The 21,634-nt window shown below is 48.6% G+C and carries 22 protein-coding genes; 1 reads left to right on the plus strand and 21 read right to left on the minus strand.

Features of this window, described 5'->3' with window-relative positions; genetic code table 11:
- Positions 1 to 26 precede the first annotated feature (26 nt).
- The 6 genes from TQ39_RS13990 to xerA form a co-directional block, all read right to left on the minus strand.
- Complete coding sequence (locus TQ39_RS13990) at positions 27 to 3,116, minus strand: type I restriction endonuclease subunit R (protein WP_050005973.1); 3,090 nt, start codon at positions 3,114 to 3,116, stop codon at positions 27 to 29.
- Between the two features lie 33 nt (positions 3,117 to 3,149).
- On the minus strand, positions 3,150 to 4,181 hold the full coding sequence (gene mcrC / locus TQ39_RS13995; protein ID WP_050005974.1) for a 5-methylcytosine-specific restriction endonuclease system specificity protein McrC: 1,032 nt from the start codon (positions 4,179 to 4,181) through the stop codon (positions 3,150 to 3,152).
- The gene (locus TQ39_RS14000) at positions 4,178 to 6,295 is read right to left on the minus strand and encodes an AAA family ATPase (protein ID WP_050005975.1); all 2,118 of its coding nucleotides are present in this window, start codon (positions 6,293 to 6,295) and stop codon (positions 4,178 to 4,180) included. The genes mcrC and TQ39_RS14000 overlap by 4 nt, the downstream gene beginning before the upstream one ends.
- A gap of 89 nt (positions 6,296 to 6,384) precedes the next feature.
- On the minus strand, positions 6,385 to 6,600 hold the full coding sequence (locus TQ39_RS20405) for a hypothetical protein (RefSeq protein WP_082052274.1): 216 nt from the start codon (positions 6,598 to 6,600) through the stop codon (positions 6,385 to 6,387).
- Positions 6,597 to 7,772, minus strand: a complete 1,176-nt coding sequence (locus tag TQ39_RS14005) for a restriction endonuclease subunit S (RefSeq protein WP_082052276.1) — start codon at positions 7,770 to 7,772, stop codon at positions 6,597 to 6,599. Before TQ39_RS14005 ends, TQ39_RS20405 begins: the two co-directional genes overlap by 4 nt.
- 10 nt (positions 7,773 to 7,782) lie before the next feature.
- Entirely contained in the window at positions 7,783 to 8,766 is a 984-nt protein-coding gene (xerA, locus tag TQ39_RS14010) for a site-specific tyrosine recombinase/integron integrase (RefSeq protein WP_050005977.1), read from the minus strand.
- Between the two features lie 69 nt (positions 8,767 to 8,835).
- On the opposite strand from xerA, the gene TQ39_RS20940 reads away from it, so the two are divergent.
- Positions 8,836 to 9,492, plus strand: coding sequence for a restriction endonuclease subunit S (locus TQ39_RS20940; RefSeq protein WP_156146331.1), 657 nt, complete (start codon positions 8,836 to 8,838; stop codon positions 9,490 to 9,492).
- Here the strand turns inward: TQ39_RS20940 and TQ39_RS14020 are convergent.
- From TQ39_RS14020 to TQ39_RS14090, 15 genes are all read right to left on the minus strand, one after another.
- Positions 9,489 to 10,049, minus strand: coding sequence for a restriction endonuclease subunit S (locus TQ39_RS14020; protein ID WP_050005979.1), 561 nt, complete (start codon positions 10,047 to 10,049; stop codon positions 9,489 to 9,491). The genes TQ39_RS20940 and TQ39_RS14020 overlap by 4 nt on opposite strands.
- Complete coding sequence (locus TQ39_RS14025) at positions 10,039 to 11,541, minus strand: class I SAM-dependent DNA methyltransferase (protein ID WP_050005980.1); 1,503 nt, start codon at positions 11,539 to 11,541, stop codon at positions 10,039 to 10,041. Before TQ39_RS14025 ends, TQ39_RS14020 begins: the two co-directional genes overlap by 11 nt.
- A 69-nt stretch (positions 11,542 to 11,610) precedes the next feature.
- A complete protein-coding gene (locus TQ39_RS14030) occupies positions 11,611 to 11,850 on the minus strand; it encodes a helix-turn-helix domain-containing protein (protein WP_008982943.1) in 240 nt (79 codons plus the stop codon).
- A 149-nt stretch (positions 11,851 to 11,999) separates the two neighbouring features.
- Positions 12,000 to 13,364 carry a relaxase/mobilization nuclease domain-containing protein gene (locus TQ39_RS14035; protein WP_050005981.1) on the minus strand — a complete coding sequence of 455 codons (1,365 nt, stop codon included), beginning with the start codon at positions 13,362 to 13,364 and terminating at the stop codon, positions 12,000 to 12,002.
- Positions 13,325 to 13,654: a plasmid mobilization protein gene (locus tag TQ39_RS14040; RefSeq protein ID WP_005934759.1), complete on the minus strand. Its 330-nt coding sequence runs from the start codon at positions 13,652 to 13,654 to the stop codon at positions 13,325 to 13,327. Before TQ39_RS14040 ends, TQ39_RS14035 begins: the two co-directional genes overlap by 40 nt.
- A gap of 236 nt (positions 13,655 to 13,890) precedes the next feature.
- Complete coding sequence (locus TQ39_RS14045; protein WP_050005982.1) at positions 13,891 to 14,550, minus strand: SIMPL domain-containing protein; 660 nt, start codon at positions 14,548 to 14,550, stop codon at positions 13,891 to 13,893.
- A complete protein-coding gene (locus tag TQ39_RS14050) occupies positions 14,550 to 15,206 on the minus strand; it encodes a vWA domain-containing protein (protein ID WP_050006001.1) in 657 nt (218 codons plus the stop codon). Before TQ39_RS14050 ends, TQ39_RS14045 begins: the two co-directional genes overlap by 1 nt.
- A 101-nt stretch (positions 15,207 to 15,307) precedes the next feature.
- A complete protein-coding gene (locus TQ39_RS14055; RefSeq protein ID WP_008396798.1) occupies positions 15,308 to 15,730 on the minus strand; it encodes a YolD-like family protein in 423 nt (140 codons plus the stop codon).
- Complete coding sequence (locus tag TQ39_RS14060; RefSeq protein ID WP_050005983.1) at positions 15,727 to 17,235, minus strand: Y-family DNA polymerase; 1,509 nt, start codon at positions 17,233 to 17,235, stop codon at positions 15,727 to 15,729. Before TQ39_RS14060 ends, TQ39_RS14055 begins: the two co-directional genes overlap by 4 nt.
- A 22-nt stretch (positions 17,236 to 17,257) precedes the next feature.
- Complete coding sequence (locus TQ39_RS14065; RefSeq protein WP_008396796.1) at positions 17,258 to 18,790, minus strand: hypothetical protein; 1,533 nt, start codon at positions 18,788 to 18,790, stop codon at positions 17,258 to 17,260.
- Between the two features lie 5 nt (positions 18,791 to 18,795).
- The gene (locus TQ39_RS14070; protein ID WP_009323473.1) at positions 18,796 to 19,839 is read right to left on the minus strand and encodes an O-acetyl-ADP-ribose deacetylase; all 1,044 of its coding nucleotides are present in this window, start codon (positions 19,837 to 19,839) and stop codon (positions 18,796 to 18,798) included.
- 19 nt (positions 19,840 to 19,858) lie between these two features.
- Positions 19,859 to 20,068: a hypothetical protein gene (locus tag TQ39_RS14075; RefSeq protein WP_006573505.1), complete on the minus strand. Its 210-nt coding sequence runs from the start codon at positions 20,066 to 20,068 to the stop codon at positions 19,859 to 19,861.
- Between the two features lie 47 nt (positions 20,069 to 20,115).
- The gene (locus tag TQ39_RS14080; RefSeq protein ID WP_015518051.1) at positions 20,116 to 20,388 is read right to left on the minus strand and encodes a hypothetical protein; all 273 of its coding nucleotides are present in this window, start codon (positions 20,386 to 20,388) and stop codon (positions 20,116 to 20,118) included.
- A gap of 38 nt (positions 20,389 to 20,426) precedes the next feature.
- On the minus strand, positions 20,427 to 20,906 hold the full coding sequence (locus tag TQ39_RS14085) for a flavodoxin (RefSeq protein WP_050005984.1): 480 nt from the start codon (positions 20,904 to 20,906) through the stop codon (positions 20,427 to 20,429).
- On the minus strand, positions 20,899 to 21,630 hold the full coding sequence (locus TQ39_RS14090) for a hypothetical protein (RefSeq protein WP_050005985.1): 732 nt from the start codon (positions 21,628 to 21,630) through the stop codon (positions 20,899 to 20,901). Before TQ39_RS14090 ends, TQ39_RS14085 begins: the two co-directional genes overlap by 8 nt.
- Positions 21,631 to 21,634: the final 4 nt, after the last annotated feature.

The following is a 21,634-nucleotide window of genomic DNA, read 5'->3' on the forward strand; positions in this document are numbered from 1 at the left end:
GATAACGAACAGTAGACGATAAAAGGTCACACAGTCATTACATTATCCGTCCACATTTCACATTGGCTCATCACGGTCTGAACTGCGTCATCCATGCCCTCTGGCGGGTATTTGTGTTTTTTGAGAAGGCGCTTGACCAACCGGCGCATACCAGCTCTGGCGCTTTCTTTCTTCTGCCAGTCTATTGTCCGGTTCTTACGGAGCAGATCGGTCAGCTCTTTTGTAATTGCAATCAGTTCGTCATGTTCGTAGAAGTCTTTGATGGCTTGGGGCTTGGTCAGAGCATCGTAGAATGCAAGCTCGTCGGCGGTCAATCCCAGTTTTTCACCCTCTGCGTTTGCATCGGCAATTTCTTTAGCAAGCTTCAAAAGCTCCTGAATGACTTCCTCATTGGTCAGCATCCCATTCAGGTATCGGTTCATTGCACCCTGAATAAGTTCAGAAAACTTCTCCGATTTGACAATATTAGTTCGCCGGTAAACCGACACCTGTTCGGCAATCAGCTTTTTCAAGAGTTCAACAGCAAGGTTTTTCTCCTTCATGTTGGCAATCTCTTCAAGGAACTTCGGATCGAACAGCGAAAATTCCGCCTTCACATCCGAGAAAAGGTTGATTACGCCCTCACTCTTGATACTGTGTTTCAGCAGCTCATTGATCCGCTCGTTTACTTCCGGCAGCGTAAACTTCTTACCCGTACCGCCGGACAGAAGCCGGACAATCATCGTTCGGACAGATTCAAAGAATGCTGCTTCAAAGCGTGTCTTTTCATCTACCAAGCTACCGCACAGCGAAAGTGCCTGTTTGAGAAGTAACGCCTCCTTGATGTAGATGTTTTGCGTCTTCTCCTTGTCGGGAAGGTCTTGCTCTGCGACGCTCTTGCCGAGGATATAGTTTACACCTCCGGTAATCGCCTTCGCCTTATCGAGGTCAGTTCCAGTCATGAACTTATCGTAGTTATAACCGTAGAATAGGTCACGGCACACGGACAGTTTCTCAAGGAATTTTGGATATGCAGCCTTGCTGACATCCGTGTCACCGTAGTTCTTCTTGTCCCGCGCTGTGTAATCATTCATAGCCTGTTTCAGCGCAGCAGCGATGCCCACATAGTCAACAACCAAGCCGCCTTCCTTGTCCTTGAAAACGCGGTTGACACGAGCGATAGCCTGCATGAGGTTGTGACCGGCCATCGGCTTGTAAACATACATGGTGGCAAGGGAAGGAACATCAAAGCCCGTTAGCCACATATCCACAACGATAGCGATTTTAAGCGGCGAGTCGTTGTCTTTGAACTTTCTCGCCATATCTTCTTTGTGAGCCTTATTGCCGATTACTTCACGCCATTCTTCGGGATCGTTGTTGCCCTGCGTCATGACAACTGCGACCTTTTCCGTCCAAGTAGGGCGCAGTTTCAAAATCCGCTTGTATATCTTCATGGCGATGGGACGGGAGTAGGCAACAATCATCGCCTTTCCGGTCAGAATATTGGCGCGATAGTTTTCGTAATGGTCGAGAATATCGTCCACAAGAGAGCCGATGGTTTGGTCAGCCCCCAGAATCGCCTCCATCTGGCCAAGTTCCTTCTTGCTCTTTTCGATAACATAAGGATCGGCATTCTCTGCCATCAGGTCATACTCATCGTCAATAAGATGCAGCGTCTTTTCATCAAGTTTGAGATGGATGACGCGGCTTTCATAGTAAACCGGTCTGGTCGCTCCGTCCTCAACTGCCTGAGTCATATCGTAAATGTCGATATAATCACCGAACACCTCACGGGTGCTCCGATCTTTTGAAGAGATGGGAGTGCCGGTGAAGCCAATGTATGTAGCGTTTGGAAGCGTATCACGGATGATTCGGGCAGTACCAATGATGGTCTTGGCCTCGACCTCGCCGTCTTCCTTCTGGCGCACTACAACTTTCTCTGTTAATCCGTATTGACTGCGGTGCGCCTCATCCGCCATGACGATGATATTCCGACGCTCAGAAAGAGGCTCACCGCTTTCCTCAAACTTCTGCATGGTAGTGAAGATGATGCCGTTAGCCTGACGGTTTGCAAGCAGCTCTTTCAAGTGGGTTCGGCTTTGGGCGTGCTGCGGCGTTTGGCGTAAGAAATCCTTGCAGCGGGCAAACTGGCCGTAGAGCTGGTCATCCAAGTCGTTTCGGTCTGTGATCACAACGATTGTCGGGCTTTCCAATGCCTCTTGCAGATAGTGGGCATAGAACACCATAGACAGCGATTTCCCGCTGCCCTGCGTGTGCCAGAACACACCGCCTTTACCATCTGTGACGGTTGCCTTTTGAGTGGAAGCAATCGCCTTCTTGACGGCAAAATACTGATGGTAGGCGGCAAGCACTTTGAATGTTTTCTCACCGTCCACATTGAAGCAGATAAAGTTTTTCAAGATGTCGAGGAATCGGTTCTTCTCAAACAATCCCTCAAAGAAGGTGTCAAAGGCTGCGTACTGTGTGTTCTCGTAGCTGCCGTCCGTTGTTTTCCACTCCATGAAGCGGTCTTCACCGGAGGTGATGGTTCCGGCCTTTGAGGTGGTCATATCGCTCATGACGCAGACCTCATTGTAAATAAACATGGAGGGGATCTCGTACATATAATTGCGGAGCTGGCGATATGCGTCGGAAGCATCTGTCTCTTCGCGGGAGGGAGATTTCAGCTCCACTACGACAAGGGGAAGACCATTGATGAAGAGAATGACATCAGGGCGTTTTTCGGAATTTTCGATGAAAGTCCACTGGTTGGCAACGGTAAAGTCGTTATTGGCAGGATTTTTGAAATCAACAAGGTAGACGAGGGTGGAGCGTTCCTCGCCATTTACAAAGTATTTTACAGAGATACCGTTTTGCAGATAGTCGGTAAAGGTCATGTTCTTTTGCAACAGCGAGCCGGACGCAAAGTTCTTGAGCTTGTAGATGGCCTCGTTGATAGCATCCAGAGGCAAGCCCTTATTGATGCGCTGCAAGGCGGGCAACAGGGCATCCTCGTAGAGCGGAGAGTGATAATCACGCTCCACATCCGGTCCGTAGACATAGGTGTAGCCAAGCCCTTCATTAAGTAATTGGAGAACTGCATTCTCGTAATTTGATTCGGTATAATATCCTGCCATTTCCGTTGCTCCTTTGTTCGATCTGCTGTGTTATCATCTAACCCTTTCTGCAATCGTGTCAAGCTGTCCTGCGATCACAGCGAACTCGCAGTTCATATCAAGCGTTTTTACGCTGATCTGATTGCCGCTCATCTGGTAATCTCCATCCGGCTGAACGGCATCATCCGTCTTGGCGTATAGAAGCATCCCCGCTACCGTTTCTCCGGGCGCTGCATCCCAGTTCTTGACATAGGTGAAAATCTGATACAAATTCCCTGAGTGGAGCGTTTGCGTCATATAGGGTGCTTTCATCTGCATATTGTGCGTGTAGAACTTTGCGTCGATTATAAGCGTCTTTCCAGTTTTCTTGTTTGAAAGCACGATGTCGGACTGCATGGTAGGCAAAAGCGTTCTGTACCCATCTGTCACTTGCCAAGCGATTTGCGGGGAATACGCACGGATGTCCGGGTGCTCCCGCTGATAATAGCCCAGTATGAATTTCTCATACAGCTTTGCCATTGTCATGTCATCCGCATAATCCATAATACGGGTAGATCCGTCTGCGGTCGTTTGCAGCAGTCCTTTCAGAACAAACCGGCATATTTCAATTATCATCCGGTAGGTCTGATTATTGCGGTCATATTGTATGTTCCAGTTGATGTTATGAGCGTCCAAGGTATCTACGCCATCGAAGAAGACAAGCAGCTTGCGGATCTCCTTCTTCCTCGCCTTGGTAATATCTGCACGGAGCAGTACGGCCATTGTCGTTTTGATAATGCGATTTGTATAGGCATTAACCGAAAACTCATCATAGGCGCAGACGAGCTGTTTTTTACGAAGGACTTGGGTTTTGATGGATTCTCCAATTTCAAGCTTGCCTCTTGGGGAAGCCAGCGGCTCTTCCTTTGTTATGTACTGTCTGCATAAGCCCCGCTTAATCTGAACAGACACGCCTTTGCATAGGATAGCAGCCAGCAACTCTGCGGTGTTTCGGAAATCCTCAGCGGCAACATCCTTATAGCCTTGCTCGTGCAACACTTGGAACGCATAGGCCAGCATATAGTAGATGTTGCGAATGGGAATCATTTGACCACCTCACGAAGAGTACGGCTCCAATCCTTGACTTTTGCGGCTTCATCAAACCAGTATTCTTTGAGCAGCGGGATCAGCTCAAACTCTACCACGGACTTCATCCAATCGTCTGTGACTGTGGCGTTCGTACAGAAATAACTATGGCCGATGCAGAAACCTTCGCCCAGCGAATCATCATTCGCTATCACATCATTAAGCTGCTCCACTGTGGCAATTAGGCGGTCGAACTTCGGGTTGTTGATCTTCGCCCTATATGCCCTGAAACCAGACGAGTTAAATGCCGGTGTCATCTCAAAGAACGCAAAACGGCGGCGCAGTGCATAGTCCAGCATGGCAAGACTACGGTCTGCGGTATTCATCATGCCGATGATGTAAACATTGCTTGGAATAGAGAACTGCTCGTCCGCGTAGAGAAGCTGTAACTCAACTCCGCGCTTATCGCTTTCAATGAGCATGAACAGCTCGCCAAAAATCTTGCTCAAGTTGCCTCGGTTGATCTCGTCAATGATGAAGAAATAGGGACGGTCATCTTCTGCGGCCTTGCGGCAGAACTCATAGAATACGCCTTTCTTCAACTCGAAGCCTGTTTCCGTGGGGCGGAAGCCCATGATAAAGTCTTCGTAGCTGTAACTCTGATGGAATTGCACCATCTTGACGCGGTTCGTGTCTTTCTCGCCCATGATAGAATAGGCGAGCCTCTTTGCCGCAAAGGTTTTCCCGACGCCCGGTGCGCCTTGGAGGATCACATTCTTCTTCGTCAGCAAGAGAGCCTTGAGGATGTTGTAGCGGTCTTCTTCCATAAACACATCATGCAGGAAATCGTCGGCGGTATATGGATCGTATGTCCGTTCCTCTTCATCCTCGTCTTGGATAGCAACATTTGTGCTTTCTCCATCAAAAAGGCTTTGCGTCTTCTTCACAAAATCGGTATAAGGCGTTACATCGGTCAGAGTTTTCATCGCCAACTGCTCAGAATGCTCCCATAAACCTTTGTCTGTCCAGCGGACAGTACGGGTGTTACGGTAGTGCTCACGGGTGGGATCATATACATACTCGCCCTCAACAACGCCTCTGCCAATGATTTCTTTTCTGCCTTTTTTGACGAAGATGATGTCGCCGGGTTTGATGTCGTTTGCAAACTGCCATGTGGCGTGAACTTGATTTTTATACGAGCTTGTCCCCCCATAGACTTCCCGCATCTTAGCTCGCATTTCTTCCTTGGAGCTGTACTGCATGAGATCGCCCATGTCATCCCAGCCGATAGCCATAATGCCCTCGTCATAATCGTTCTCCCAGTTGACCGAGCCATCGCCAGCAGCATACAGCCAATACCGGACGGCTGTGTCATCGACCGTGAGGGCAGTATCAGAGGATTCCTTCGGGATGATGCCCTCAAACATCTTCTCGCTGAAATCCATAACAATATTGTTGTCCTTGGCTACCTTTGTGCAGCCCCGGCGGATGCTGTTTGACTTGTTTCCGGTCTGCTCGTAGTAGTAGGTTATGTTTTCGTGGGTTGCTTTTAAGGCATTGACCATGCGATCCTTGCCATAGTCCTGTCCGATATGGGCGATGAAGTAAATCGTTGTTTCTGTATTGCCCCGGCGGGTGTATCTTGTTCCCTCCATCATGGATGCAAACAGCATGACCATGAGCTTATGGGATGTTTCCCCGAAGAACGGAACTTCCTTGCACATGGCCGCAACAGCGTCATCGGAAGAAAGTGCTCCATCGTAGGACATTTTTGCGTATTTGTAGACAGTCACTTCACAATCGTACTCCGGTCCCACATAGGCTCTCACACCGCCTTTGGTGTCCAGGAACTCTTTGAGCATCTTGAGATCATTGAAATAACCGGCTGTGCGTTCCTCAGCGCGTTCCGACATCACATCATGTTTCAGATATTCGAGTATATCCTGCTTTGCCGCTGCCATCGACTCGTCGCTCTCAAAACACTTCCAGAAGGAGAGGGCAATGGTATTCTGATACAGGTAGAAGGCATCAGAAACATGGGTGCTGAGACTGCTTTCTGCCCAGTCAGGATGCTTCTCACGCAGATAATCCTTGTATTCTTTTCTGACGCGACTGATTGTTTCTTGTATATCCATTGCACATACCTCCCATTTTCAAATCATATTATACCGCGTTTTGACAGCGCGTGGTCGCTCGCAATGCGACAAGGGCAATAAACGATAATTTAGCGGCTTGATTCTTTAAGCTTTTGGAACTGCTTTTTCCATGCGCGAGATGGTTTTTTGCAGATGCGGTCATCCGATGCAAAGGCGCATACTCCCGGCAATCCGTTATTACCGCAAATATCAGGGTTGTTCTGACGGCATCCGTAGGTTGATACTTCGGTGTCCTGCGGATGCAAAGGTGCATTAAAAGGTATTCTCAGTTGTTTATTACTCATACGGACACCTCCGAAACATCAATTTCACCCGACATGAGTTTCGGAAGAAGTTCATCCCTAAGTTCAGTAAGTTTGCGAGCTTCAATCCGATTTGCGATAATCAGGTTGAATAAGGGATTCATTAAGGAACTAATTTCCTTGTAGTCCTTTTCGGACGGGATAAGGACTTCGGCTTTTTCAAGTTCCCCGCGTTTTATGTGTCCCATCGTCGTTGCCTTATCAGCGGCAATAGCAATGAATCGTTCAAGGTGATGTGCCGTCCATAAATAGTAGAACCATTGATCGTAGGTTTCTGATGTCACTTTGAAAAGATGCTGATTTAAGCCACAAGTTCCACCGCACCAAATGTCAACAAGCAAACTGCCAGACCATGAGAATATAACATCCCCATCATGGACTATGTATTCAGGCTTAATACTCGGGGAGCATAATTCACTGCTGACATCGCATGAGCCTTGACGGAGTTCTTTAATTTTGAGAACAGGAAGCCCTACTTCGTCATCACGAGGACGGAACTTCTGCATTGCAAGACCATTTAGATAATTGGCAATATCCAGAAGATTGCCCTTTTTCCAGCCGTCGGGAATAGTTTCAATGCCAATGAATCGCTGAGCGAAGATTGCCTTTGCTTGTGCGTATAAATTATCGTTTATCTTTTGGTTGATTTCAATTTTATCATCTAAGGCAGAAAGAAGTGCAACGATCTTCTGCTGCTCTGTCTGTGAAGGGTAAGCTACCTCAACTTCTCCAAGCAGTTTTGTATTGATTGACGGCATTGTCGCGCCCACCGCAATATTTCTTACGAATTGTTTTGTGTCTTCCAAGCAGAAAAAATAGTAGAGATATAACGGATCTACTTCTGTGTTAGGACGCACTCTCAAACACCGTCCAGAAAACATCCAGCCGTCGTGTGCGGCATCCACATAAGAGCATCTATCAACCGATCCAACCCGGCTAAATACAATGTCTCCTTCCTTCAAAACATACTTAGATAGGCGAGCCTTATCTTCATCAGATACTTTTGGAAGGTTCTGTTCAGTGAAAACTCTATTTCCCAAATGCTCAACTGTTACAATGGGGGTTCCAATATCTACATAGTCCTCTTTGTGAAGCTGACTCCCAAAAGGTCCCGTCTGGATGTCTGCTATATCTCTTAGAAAATGTCTATTCATATTCACCATCCTATCCGATGTACTTTCTGTGTGCCAGCTTCACATTTTGTTGCTTTACCATTGCGTAGTGCATGGTTGTATCGATCTTCTGATGCCCTAAGAGTTGCTGGACTTGCTCTATGGGCATTCCCTTATCTATGGCTGAGGTTGCCAGCGTTCGCCGGAATTTGTGTGGGTGTACTTTGGGCAAATTCAAGCGTTTTCCCAGCTCTCGAAGCCGCGTCTCCACGCCCCCGATCATCAGCCGGTCGTGCGGGGCTTTCAGCGAGACGAACAGTGCCGGGTTCGCATCTGTGCGCTCGTTGAGGTAGTTCTGCAAATGTATTTTGGTTCTTGCATCGAAGTACACAAGGCGCTCCTTGTTACCTTTACCGATCACAACGCATTCCCGCTCGTTGAAGTCAATGTCTTCTCGGTTCAGCATGACCATCTCTCCAACACGCATCCCAGAGGAAGCGAGTAGGTCAATGATTGCTAAATCCCTTGTAGTTGTGCAGCTATCCCGCATCAGCTCTAACGCCTCGTCCGTGTAGGTGTCTTTGACCAACTTTGCTGTCTTTACCTTGTGAATCCGGCGTACCGGACTTTTCAAGATGAAGTCTTCATCTTCAAGCCATGAGAAGAAGCTGGACAGTATGCGCCGGATGTTATCAATCGTTACCTTGCTGGACCTGCGCTGCGTCTGGTAGGTTGTCAGGTACTTACGAAGATCATCCGTTGTTATCTGACTGGCCTTCTTAGCGATGGTAGACAGCATGGATTCAATCGTCTTCCGGTAATACTTCAAGGTTTTCTCGGAACAGCCTTCAATGCGCTTGGCAGTAATGAACGCTTCGACGGCATCCCGTTCTTCCTTCTTTGGGGTGGTGTCTTCATAACTAACGCTCACTCCTTGTAGAGCTTCGGTTAAAGCATCACCTAACTGCAATAGTTGTTCGTTGTTGAGATACGGCAGCATTTTACGCTGTATCTCTTGGATAAGTTGTTCTTTCATCGTCGTTCTCCTTTGTCTTTAAGAGAACGATAAACAGTGGCAGTTCCTTTGAAGTGACTCTCGCCACTGATGAGAGTGAATAAGGCGGTAAACGATAATTTAGCTGATCTCCTGCAAACGATATATCAAGGGCGGTTCAGCAATGACATTTTGGCAGTAAATCAGGGAGTCCTCTCGGATATTTGCTCATATTCAACAGACAAAGTAGCTGTCTCTGAGTTGAACGTCAGAACCTACTTCTCAACGGAAAATATGCTGTCGGGAAAAGCTGGTTCAACCGAGGCGACAAGCCTACCAACTACATCACAGACAACCGCTTGCCATAAAGGTGATACGTTGATTTCCAACATTCGTCCTTACTTTAAGAAGATTGTCTACTGTGAGGACAACTGTGGCTGCTCAACCGATGTTCTTTGCTTTACGCCAAGTCAGCCGTGTTACTCGGCGTACCTATTCAGCACTCTATATGCCGACAAGTTCTTCGCATTTATGGTTGCTGGATCGAAAGGAACGAAAATGCCCCGTGGAGATAAGCAGCAGATTATGACATACCCTGTTGTTCTACCATCGGAAGAAGAGTTAGCTGGGTTTAATACCATTGCTTCACCACTTCTTGAGCAGATTTATTCTAATAGAGCGGAAAATAAACGGCTGTCCATACTAAGAGATACCCTTCTTCCAAAGTTGATGTCCGGAGAGATCAATGTCTCTGCCATCCAGCTCTAAGCCGCTAAATTATCGTTTATCTCTTTGTTTACAATCAACTTCCTATCAATAGATTCAAGCGTACCTACGATGGCGTTCTGCTCATCAAATGACACGGGGTAGTTGATCATAATTTCATCTAACAGGCGGTCACGGTTTAGTTCAGTTTGTCCCGTAGAGCCTTCATCCAACTGCAAGACTTCCCATTGGTGCGCTTTAAGAGCGTAACCAAGGAACTTCTGCGTTACCTTTCCGTTTGAACGGATAAGGATCATGTGTCCGTCTATTGTAGTTGCGGACGGAACATCTTCAATTTGCGCAATTCTCCCAGCAGTTCCCGCACCTGTCGAATTGATCAGAATATCATCAGGTTTGACATATCGTTCAGGAGGGACTTTCTTTTTCAGGGTATCATGCAACCTTGAATCTCCATAGCTTATTCGGAAATTCCGATTGCACTTTTGATTGAGAACTCTAATGGTTGTCTCGGATGCTTCTTCTGCATACGAAGGAGCAATTCCTTTGGAAATATACCCAACCAGCTCTCGTAACGGTACCTCATGCCACTCAGATGTCATATCCAATCGCCCCCAGTCGTTCTTTGATCTGAGCTTCAATTTCATGAGACTTAGTGAAAAGCTCAGACAGTTCAGAAGTCAGGCGTCCCATTTTCTCTTCAAACGGCTCACCGTCATCTTCCTGTTCCTCAATGCCAACATAGCGTCCCGGCGTGAGAATGTAATCTTGCTTTGCGATGTCCTGCGTAGTAACAACCGCGCAGAAGCCTTTTTCATCTTCAAGCGTTCCTTCTACAAAGGCGTTGTAGGTGTCGGCAATTTTCTTGATGTCTACATCCGTCAGTTCGCGCAGCTTCCGCGTAACCATAGTGCCGAGTTTCCGTGCGTCGATGAATAGTGTCTTGCCTTTCTGCTTCTTGTTCTTTGCAAGGAACCAGAGCGATACCGGGATCTGCGTCGTGTAGAATAGCTGCGTCGGCATTGCAACGATACAGTCCACAAGGTCAGCATTGATAATGTTCTTGCGGATTTCACCTTCACCGCCGGACTGCGAAGAAAGCGAACCATTTGCAAGCACCATGCCGATACGACCATTCGGAGCGAGATGCCAGATCATGTGCTGCAACCACGCGAAGTTTGCATTTCCAGCGGGAGGCGTACCATACTGCCAACGGACATCATCAACGAGTTTATCCGCACCCCAGCCGGAGAGATTGAAGGGAGGATTCGCCATAATGAAGTCTGCCTTGAGTTGAGGGTGGCAATCGTTAAAGAACGTGTCCGCATTAAACTTGCCGAGGTCGGCTTCTATACCGCGAATGGCAAGATTCATCTGCGCCATCTTCCATGTGGTCGGGTTGGAGTCTTGACCAAAGACGGAAATCTTGTTGATGTTGCCGCCATGATTTTCGATGAACTTTGCGGACTGAACGAACATACCGCCAGAGCCGCAGCACGGGTCATAAACACGTCCATTAAACGGTTGCAACACTTCAACAAGGGTACGTACAACGCAAGAGGGAGTATAGAACTCACCAGCAAGTTTGCCTTCTTGCTCGGCAAACTTGGAGAGACAGTATTCGTATGTCCGACCAAGAATGTCCTTACTGTTTCCATGCTCGATCATCTGAATGTTGGTGAAGAGATCAACCACTTCACCAAGACGCCGCTTGTCCAGCTCTGGACGGGCGAAGTTCTTAGGAAGAATATCTTTGAGGCGCTTGTTTTCTTTCTCGATACTGCGCATTGCGTCATCAATCACCGTGCCAATTTCCGGCGTGTGAGCGGCAGCAGCAATCGCACTCCATCGTGCATTCTCAGGGACAAAGAAGATGTTTTCGGCAGTGTATTCGTCCTGATCCTCTTCAAATCCATCGCCTTCTTCAACCAGTTCCTTGTACTTTGCCTCGAAGCGATCAGAAATGTATTTCAAGAAAATCAATCCGAGAACGACGGACTTGTATTCGGATGCGTCGATGTTTCCGCGCAGGACGCAAGCCGCGTCCCAGATTTGTTTTTCAAAGCCGATATTGCTTGTGTTATTCTCAGCCATTTCAGCAACCTCCAAAGTTATAGTTTCACACTTACTATCCTACAAAAAGAGCTGTACGAAAAACCGGACTTAGTTCTTGTCCGTTCGCACAGCCTCACATATATCTCCGATGTCACAGTTCAAGTAATCACAAATGCGCAGCAAAATAGAGAGGGACACTTCTTCCCCCTTATTCAGTTTTGTCCATGTTCCGGCAGACAACCCTACTTCATGTCGTAGAGAAGCCCTCTTTATGTCGCGTTCCAGAAGAAGCATCCATAGTTTCTTATAGCTTATGCGCACGGCAACCATCCTTTCGCTTGCTTGCATTCAACATCGCTTATAATATTATACCGGATTTCATTCTCAAAAGCAATCCGTTGATGCAGAAATTAAAGAAAAAGTTTCAACTTCTCGAACCTTCTCTCAAGGATGCAGGGCATCTCCGGTCAACAGAAGATGCCCTGCTTTTGAAGAGATTATTCGCGCTGTGTGCCGCGCAGATGATCACGGTCATGGTCAGCAGAAGGAGCGAGAAACGTATCAACATTAGACTTGATTGTCTCTATTTGCTTTACTTCTTTTTTGAGCTTCGCACGTTCATCATAGAGTCGCTGCTGCTCGTCAAGAAGTCGCTGCTGTTCCGCTTGCAGTGTCTTCAAGCTCGGCAGTTTTTCATCGCCCTGCATGGCAAGCAGCGTACTCCGCGCCGCCTCAAAGATCACAAGTTCGGCTTCATGCTTTGCCTTGAAGCTCGGCTTGTCTTTCGCCTTCTGGAAGGCGTCATATACGGGTTTTAGGCGCTGGTAGTTGGAGATGTTTTTAATAAGCGGCTGGACTTCCCGCAGACGTGCTTCAACGACTTTCAGTTCCTTGCCGGTACGATCATAGGAGCTGTGAACATCCTCGACCTTCTTCTCAAGATCGGTGTATTGGAGCAAGTTGTTGTCCGTGAGATAGTTGAGCGTCCGTGCCGCTTCCTTGAGGATAGTGAGCTTTGCTTTATGCTCGTAACCCTTGCTGTCGATAAGCCTGATCCGCTCCTGAATATCTCCGATGAGAGAGATGCCCTTCGGCGTGGTCTGTCTCTGACTTTTTCGGGGCGTCCGTCCGGCAATCCGCTCCTTGATGCGTTCCTCGGTGTAGTTCTCTCCGATGGTTTTAGACCGGGTAAACCGCTCCTGACCTTCAGCGCGGAAGGAGATGTATTTGCCGGTCTTGATTTCATAACCGGCTTCCTGCATGAGCCGCAGAAAGTCATCGTAGTCCTTGGCTGTGATGACAAGCCGGTCGATGGTCTGCTTGAGCTTTTGCTTCCAGCTCGTGCCGCGCTTGGCTTCGGTGTACTCCTTGTAGCCCATGCCTTTGTTCTGAGAGGGCGGGATAACAGAGAGACCGTTTTCCTTACAGAGCCGGTCGCTGACCTCGCGCATATCGTAGTAAATCCGCTTGTAGCTCTTGTATGCGTGGTAGTCCACGAAGTCAACCGCATTGAAAATCAGGTGGTTATGAACATGGTCTTTGTCAATGTGCGTGGTCAGCACATACTCATATTTTCCTTCGAGGATTTCATCTGCGAACTGCTTGCCGATCTCGTGGGCAAGCTCCGGCGTGACCTCTCCGATTTCAAAGGACTGGATCACATGACGGGCTATGATCCTGACCGGAGTCATCCCTTTTTGCTCGGCTATTTTCCGCGTCCATTCAAATTCCCGCGCTGCGGTCTCGCTGGCACAGCCGTAGGACGAGACCAGCAGCTTCTCGTCGGTCTTTTCGGGATTCAGAATGTACGCGATTGCCTTGCTCAAAGTTCCTCGGATTGCTTTGATTTTAGTAACTGCCATACCGCGTCCATCTTTTCTTTCAGCTCGTCAATATCGTCCTGATAGAATCGTCCCGTCGAGTTGATCCTGCGGCAGACGGTATTGATGTTCACGCCGATCTTGTTGATTTCGGCGGCGAGCTTTTTCTGCTCTGTGTAGTCTACGACAATGATGTAGCCGTCAATCAGCATCTTCCTTGCATACGCACCGAAGTTCTCTGTGCCGATCATCTCCATCTTCTTTGCAATCGTCCGTTCTTCCTGTGGTGTCAGCCAAATCTTCTTCTGAATGTCTCGTGTTCTTCGTACCATGCTGCGCCCTCCGTCGTAAAGATTAGAAGGGTTTGGGACTATCCCAACAAGCAAAAATCTGATGTTAAGGGCAGGGTCTCCTTAACTGATTTTTCTCCGGTGGGTACTCACCGGATTTGCTTGCTAATCTCCCAAAATCGTATTCCCCGAAGATTCCTCCGTGAAATGTCCCTTCACTTTACAACGGACACAAAAAGGGCGTTTGTTGAGTACCGGATTTCAAAAAAGTCAAAAAATCATTGGATTTCCCATGTGAAAGCCACTGTGTCTGTCACATCAATATCAACCGGCTCAATCTCAGGTGCGGCGCACTTGCTCATCGCCATGAGAGGCTGAATGCAGTCTTCAACATCGTAGCTTGTTCTGGAAAAAACATTGAGTTCGCCCCAGTTGTAGTCGATGTTGAGCAACTGTCCAAGCGTACTGCCTGATGCTTTGCAAAGAATCTCCGCCTTTGCCCTGGCGTTCTCCGTCGCATTGATCAGCAGCTCTTCGCTGACTCTTGCCGGGTTTTTCACGGTGAACGCAATGCTGAGTTCTGGTTGCGCCCCACAATCCGCAATCGCAGAAATGACCTTTGCAAGCTGCTTGCTGTCAAAGTCAAAGGCAAGTTTCAAGCGATAGCTGCAAGCATATCCGGCAAACTCTCGCTTGTAATTTCCTTGCCGATCCTTGACATTCTCGAACCTTGTCTGGACATCAAAGCTCGTGGTTTTCAGGTCTTCCTTGCGATACCCAACGCGGACTGCGGCACCTTGCAGTCTTTCGATTCTCTCGGCAGCTTCCGACATTGCGCGGTCATAGGTTTCAGATAAGACTTCAATGTTCAGGGATAGGATGATGTAATCCGGTCTTGCGGAGACATTGCCTGTCCCTTTTACGGTGATTGTTCTCATTACCTTCTTCCGTCCTTTCTGGAATTGAAGTCCTCATCAATACGTTTTTTCCAATTCGTACCCAGCGGTACGCTGCATCGGACAGCGGAAACCGCTTCGCTCAGAACTTCATAGTTGAGTTGCGTTCCCTCGCGGTCAGAGTGGTAATTGACCGCTCGATCTGCTCCAATTCCAAAATGCTTTGCCGTCTCAACTGCATCAATGTTTGCACCGAGGAAAAGAAACTCCCAGCCGTACTTTTCATTCTGTCGTTCAATCATCTTCTTGACCTTCTCGCTGTCATAACGGCGGCTTGCATTCTCCATGCCATCCGTTGTGATGACGAACAGTGTGTGTTCAGGGACATCCTCTTTTCTTGCGTACTTATGGACATTCCCAATGTGATGAATCGCTCCGCCGATAGCATCCAGAAGCGCGGTGCAGCCGCGAACGGAATAGTCCCTGTCGGTCATCGGCTCCACCTTCTGAACCGGCACACGGTCATGGATAACCTCGCTCACGTTGTCAAAGAGAACGGTAGAGATCAATGCCTCGCCATTCTCTTTTTTCTGCTTTTCAATCATGGAGTTGAATCCTCCGATGGTGTCTGTTTCCAGTCCGCTCATAGAGCCGCTGCGATCAAGGATGAATACGATCTCCGTCAAGTTCTTTCTCATGTTTTGTACCTCCGTATATAAAAATATGACTGCTTGGTGTCTCACCTTACAGTCATATTGTACTTCGGTATTCACTTCATTTGGTCGCATGGCAAGCGACATTATTCTAAGGACAAGAACAGCTCTCCGTCAATGCTTAGGATGTCATCCATCGGAATCTTCGTGCCGTCCTGCATGGTAATCAGGCGCTCAAAGTCATCAACCTTTATGACTGCGCCGGTTGCAGTTACATACGCGCCGCCAGCTTTGCGCTCATCAGGTTTGAAGTAGGTTATTTCAACCTCCGGCTCTTCATCAAGGGCATCCATGAGGAGCTGATACCTCATGTTCAAAGCGGTCAAGGCTCCCTCATCAAGCTCAATCCTTTCGTCGGTCAGACGTCCGGTTTCCTTGATTGCAGAATCATAGCCGGTGAGGGCGGCAAAGGGCGCAAACTGCGCTGCACGATCTGACATCGGCATTTGTGGTCGCGTTTTGGAAACGTGGTGAGGAAGTCCCATGATCTCGTCGTATTTTCCGTTCACGCCTTATGCCCTCCAATCTGCGCATTGCGGTCTTTCGCGGTTGCACCTTCTTCCAGATTCATTGCCTTGAGGATGGCGTTCTTTCCATACTTCTTCTTGATGGCAAGCGTGGCGGCTTGTATCTTCCGCTCACGCTCCAAAGCGGCATCTTCGGCTTTCTGCTTTTCCTCTTCGGCGGCATAGTCGGTAAAGAGGTCGAGCTGGACAGCACCGTCGTTTTTCTTCGGCGCATCGGCTTCCGGCAGGACATGATTTGCCACAACATACATACGGCGGACAAGCAGATTCTTGTCCACGATCCGGTCAAACAGCTCTGACACGGCACACTTTATTTTGCGGGTAGAGGATGTGTGACCGTCGAGGTTGATAGACCCGTGCGCCTGTTTGGGAATCTCCCGCCCGTAGGGGTCTTTCTCCACCGCACCGTGATACTTTGCCCGTCGTGCCGGATTGGTAAGGTTCTCGATGTCGTAGCCAACTGTGAGAACCATCTGGTCGGTGGCAAGCCCCTTGTCCACCAAGTCCAGCACAAGCAAGTCCGTCATTTCCCGGACAACCAGCTTTGCTTTATCCGTCTCGTATGGGCAGTGCAATACCTGACCGGAGCTGAGGCTGTTGGAGCTGGGACGGTATGCCTTGATTGCCTCAATGGTCGTAGGCTCCCAGCCCCACGCATGATCGATGAGCAATTCCGCATTCTTGCCGAACAGCTTGTAAAGCAAGTCTTCGTTCCGCTCTGAACAGAGGGCAACATCGCCCATGGTGAACATCCCGTTCTGCTCAAGTTTCTTGGCAATGCCTCGACCCACGCGCCAGAAATCCGTGAGAGGCTGGTGCGCCCAAAGCTCACGCCGGAACTTCATTTCATCCAGTTCGGCTATTCGGACGCCGTTCTTGTCGGCGGGGATGTGCTTCGCCACAATGTCCATTGCCACTTTGCAGAGGAAAAGATTCGTGCCGATTCCTGCGGTTGCTGTGATGCCGGTTGTCTCAAGCACATCGAGGATGATCTTCATGGCGAGGTCATGTGCCGAGAGCTTGTAGGTATTCAGGTAGTCCGTCACGTCCATGAACACCTCGTCGATGGAGTAGACCACAATATCTTCCGGGGCAATATACTTGAGATAAACCTGATAGATGCGGGTGCTGTATTCCATGTAGTACGCCATCCGAGGCGGCGCGATGATGAAGTCAATCGCCAGAGACGGGTCTGCTTGCAGCTCTGAGAAGAAGTGCGACGAGCCGTCCAGTCTGCGTCCCGGCGCATCGTGCTGCCGTCCGGCATTTGCTTCCTTCACACGCTGCTTGACTTCAAACAGCCGCCCGCGTCCGGAGATACCGTAGCTCTTGAGGGAGGGCGTGACGGCAAGGCAGATGGTCTTATCGGTACGGCTTTCATCCGCAACAACAAGGTTTGTGTCCAGAGGATCTAAGCCGCGCTCCCGGCACTCCACGGAGGCGTAGAAGGATTTCAGGTCGATTGCGATGTAAGTGTGTTGTTTCACCTTCTTTGCCTCCGCTTTCTTCTTAGATCAGCCCTAATGACATTTCATTGGAGCTTTTAATGTTGAATACGATACGCCATTCAATATCACCCTCCACCGGCTCAAAGTGTAGAGAGGAACAAACTGCATGAAGTTTTTCTTTTGAGCTGTCTCCACACACGATTGCGATTGGACCGTCCGCTCCGCCGATAATGCCGATACAAGCAATATCGTTTCGTGCCTCTGGTGCATAGCGGTCAGAGCATGGCGCAATTTCCAAAGGCTTGTCCCCCTCAGCGCAATCACAGATCGTAACATCGCTGTCAGGTTCAGGAGAAAGTGTATAGCTCATAGCAGTAAAATGCGTAGGATAAAACCAGCGGTCAGAACCGTAACGCTTTTCGGAAATTGTCTGCTGCTCTAATTCCTGTACAGTCAATGTGTATTTTTTTCCACTGACCGGATGGAGGAAAGAAAACGAATCACCGGGAGCGTGTGCCTTGAAATGTGGTCCCGGGACACGACACGACTGCTGCTCCATTGTAAGGGAGAGGGCTTTTATTTCAGGACGGCGTTTGCTTGTCCACGGAAAAGCTGCTCGAAAAATCATCCATCCATAGGATGTATCCAAATCATAGTGTTCCAATGCCCACTTTGCTTCCGCTTCATTGATCACCCCGTCTGGCAAACATGGATTAAAGACCACGGAACAGCCGTGGGAGGTCAGCATTGTTTTCCCGTTCAATTCCAAACGAGGAATAAAGTCAAGGCAAAGTGGATTGTCTAAATCTATCTGCATTTGCTGCTCCTGCGTGAAGTATTCGCAGGAGTCGTTTTCGGGGTGTAAATCCCATTTAGTTATGAACTTGCGAATGTCTTCTTCCGGGGTACGCATACAAAAGTCCATGACGAGTCCCTTGCTGCAAGAATACGCCGCAGGAATAACCCAATGATGCCTCGCCCAGTCAAATTGCTTATTCAACCGGATTTCCGTTCCGGCATGGTCTTTTCCCGAATGTCCCCAGAAGTTTCCCTCAAAGTAGACCTTCCACTCAGGCATGGTCGGTTCTGCTTCTGGGTTCATATCAACATCATAATAGTCCTCGGTGTACTTGATCTTACTATAATCAAAAGATGCTTGCAGCTTTTTGATGTATACCCACGGCTGTTCCATAGGCGTCAATTTCATTTTCTCAGCAAGCTCTGATAGCGTTCTTTGCTGATCCTGCGTTGGAGGGTTGTCCTGCAAAAAGGCTTCAAACTGGGCTTTATCCCACATCCACGCCTGTTCCAGCGCTGCCGAATCACTGCAAGCAAGGAGCAACCTCAGAAAGTCTTCAAAATCGTTTGCCAGCGGATGAACAAAATCCGGGGCCGAGTTCATGGGACTGACGGAAAATACCATACCGCCAAAGTCTCGAACAAAGCAGAAGTGGATGCCGTCCACACCCGCCCAGCCAAAAATAGATGCACCTTTTGGCGTGCAAAAGTATGGGTTGTTATCTTCACGACGCTCCACCCCTACGGGCGAAAGGTCAATACCACTTCGCAAAAATTTCTGAAACACTTTATCCATAGACCTTATGCTCCTATTAAACTTTGGTCGAAGGCAAACAGAGCCTCGTTGATCTCAAAGACATTATAGTTCCCATGCTCCACGAAATACTCCACGATGATGTCAAACTTGTTGGAGTGGGAGAGCGCAAAGCCAGCCTTCATGAGCATATCCTTCATTTCAACAAGCGGCAGCTCAAGGGCAATGGCAAACGCAATGACCGTGGGCTTGGAAGGCTTATAAGACTTGTCCGAGCGGATCTTCGAGAAGAGCTTCCGGTCAATATTCGCCTTCTTATAGCACTGCGCGTCTGTCATGCCGCGCTCATCAATCTTTCGCAGAAGCATCTCGGAAAAACTCTCGTCGATCTGTCCCAGCGCGTCATCAAGGGTTGCCGCCTTTTTGGGGGCAGCCGCCGCAGAGACGGGAGGCATGAGCTGTTCGATTGCCTCTTCACAAACGGATGCCTCGCAAGGCATGGGTTCTTCCATCCGGAAGGCGTTCATCCTGCGCAGACGCTCGGAACGATTATCAGTATGCTCGTCCACATAGCGGTCATCTATGTACGCTGCAATATCGGCAAACAGCTTGCCGCTGATCTGATAGGCTTTGCGGTCAAAAATGACGATGTACACCGTCATTTCGTTTTCGAGAAGGAAACTGCTAATGGTGTCAATCGCCACTTTGAGAGCCTGATCCTTCGGATAGCCGAAAATGCCGGAGGAAATCAGAGGGAACGCAACCGATTCGCAGCCGTATTCTTTCGCCAGCATGAGCGAAGTCCGATAGCATGAGATCAGCCGTTCGCGCTCACCATGCCGCCCGTCATACCAGCGCGGACCGACAGCATGAATGACATATTTGCAGGGCAGCTTATAGCCCTTCGTGATTTTTGCGCTCCCGGTTTTGCAGCCGTGGAGCGTTTCACATTCCACCAGCAGCTCCGGTCCTGCGGCACGATGAATGCAGCCGTCCACACCGCCGCCACCCAGCAGCGACTCGTTGGCAGCGTTGACGATGGCGTCCACATTCATTTTTGTGATGTCATTTCTGACAATTTGAAGCGGCATTATTCTATCCTCCGTCCTATCAAAGCGGCATCGGTGTCCGGGCGATCAGAATGACCGCCAGAATCGCGCCCACAAATGCCGCTGCCCCTACGACCGCCAACACCTTTTTGTCGAGCTTCTTCTTCGCTGCCTTGCCAATCAGCGCAGCGCAAGCCATGCAGACAGCCGCAGCAACAAGCGCAATGCCCAGCGTTTCCCATAGCCAAGAAAGTTCATGTAGGATTTTCATGCGATCATCATCTCCTGTTCATTAAACCGGAATTTGACACTTTGTATTTATCGAGAATACTCTTGAAACCATTTTGCAAAGCGTGATTTATTGAAAATAATGAATTTATATAGTTCTCCATTTTTCATATTAACTGTTGCAATTGGAAAGACTATCCACTTCCAAGAGATTTCTTTTATTTCCTGCATCGGCAAAACTAAATTTCTGTATTTTTTGTCAACTGTAAGCTTGTTTGTCTTGTAAGTAAGCGACTGACTATCGAGGTACAGACCTCCTCCAAGTATGCCATTGTGACACAAACTGCAAACAAAAGATTTCATAGAAACATCCCTCCATTAAATCCCGAGTTGTCTGCCCCTTAAAGTCCAAGTCCTTCAACCCACGCCGCAAGCTCCTGATGCCCGACGCTGCCCTTGAAAACCTTGCCGTCCATCAGCTTTGCGCCTTTGCAGCTCGGCGCAAGGCGTTCGTTCGTCTTGCCAATGTCGCTTCCTCCGGAGGTTGCAAACGGGATGATCGTCTTGCCGGTCAAATCATAGCTCTCAAGGAACGTATTGATAATCGTCGGCGCGACATACCACCAGATCGGGAAGCCCACAAAGATGGTATCGTAGTCCTTCATGTTGTCCCGCTTGACGGCAATCTCAGGACGGGAGGCAGGATCGCTCATCTCAATCGTGCTGCGGGCTTTCTTGTCCATCCAGTTCAGATCAGCTTCCGTGTAAGGCACCTTCGGCTCAATCTCAAAGATGTCCGCGCCGATTGCCTCTGCCAGCGTCTCGGCAACCTTCGCGGTCACGCCGGACGCAGAAAAATATGCTACAAGTTTCTTACTCATTGTGTTCTTCCTCATCAATCTTTTCATTTCCTTCATTCAGCATGAAGTATAGCAGAGCTTCCAGCAATGTTGCCATATAATGAAGCGACCAGTTTTCTTCCGGCTCTTTTGTCATCTTATCAAGCACGGCTCGAAAAGCCGTGGTACGGTCAATCCTTGTTTCATCATCAATGCGGTCAAGTATGCCCTTCATTTTCAGGGCGAGTTCTATTTCCTCGTCAGAAAGCTCCGGTATGCCAAGTAACTCAGATAGTTTCTTGTCCTGCATAATAGCATCGTATTCGATGTATGACTTGTGTTCGGCTGACATCAATTCTTCAAAGTAGTTGATAAAAATATGAACGCGAATGCCACCTTCTTCGTCCGGGGAGAAGCAGACGGTTTGCGATTTTTCTGCAATTTCTTTCAAAAATGCAAGGTCTTCTGAGTCATCGAACTCCGCAAACGGAAGAAACATATTGATTTCCGCGTGCCAACGATGATAGTCCACGATTCCCTTGATATACCCGCGGTGTTGCTTGACAAACGCATCACAGCGTTCCAGAAGATACTCGTAGTTCTTCTTGTCCTCCGGTACAATGATCTTTGGTATCTTGTCCATTGCTTCGGAGTACGCTTTCAGCATACCACAATTAACTGCGCGGTCAAACACCTCATCGCACCATTTATCGTATTCGGCAGACTCGGTTTCCCGGTAATCCTTCTCAAAGATAATATCGTCCATTGCG

The organism is Ruthenibacterium lactatiformans (assembly GCF_000949455.1).
GTDB classification, from domain to species: Bacteria; Bacillota; Clostridia; order Oscillospirales; family Ruminococcaceae; genus Ruthenibacterium; species Ruthenibacterium lactatiformans.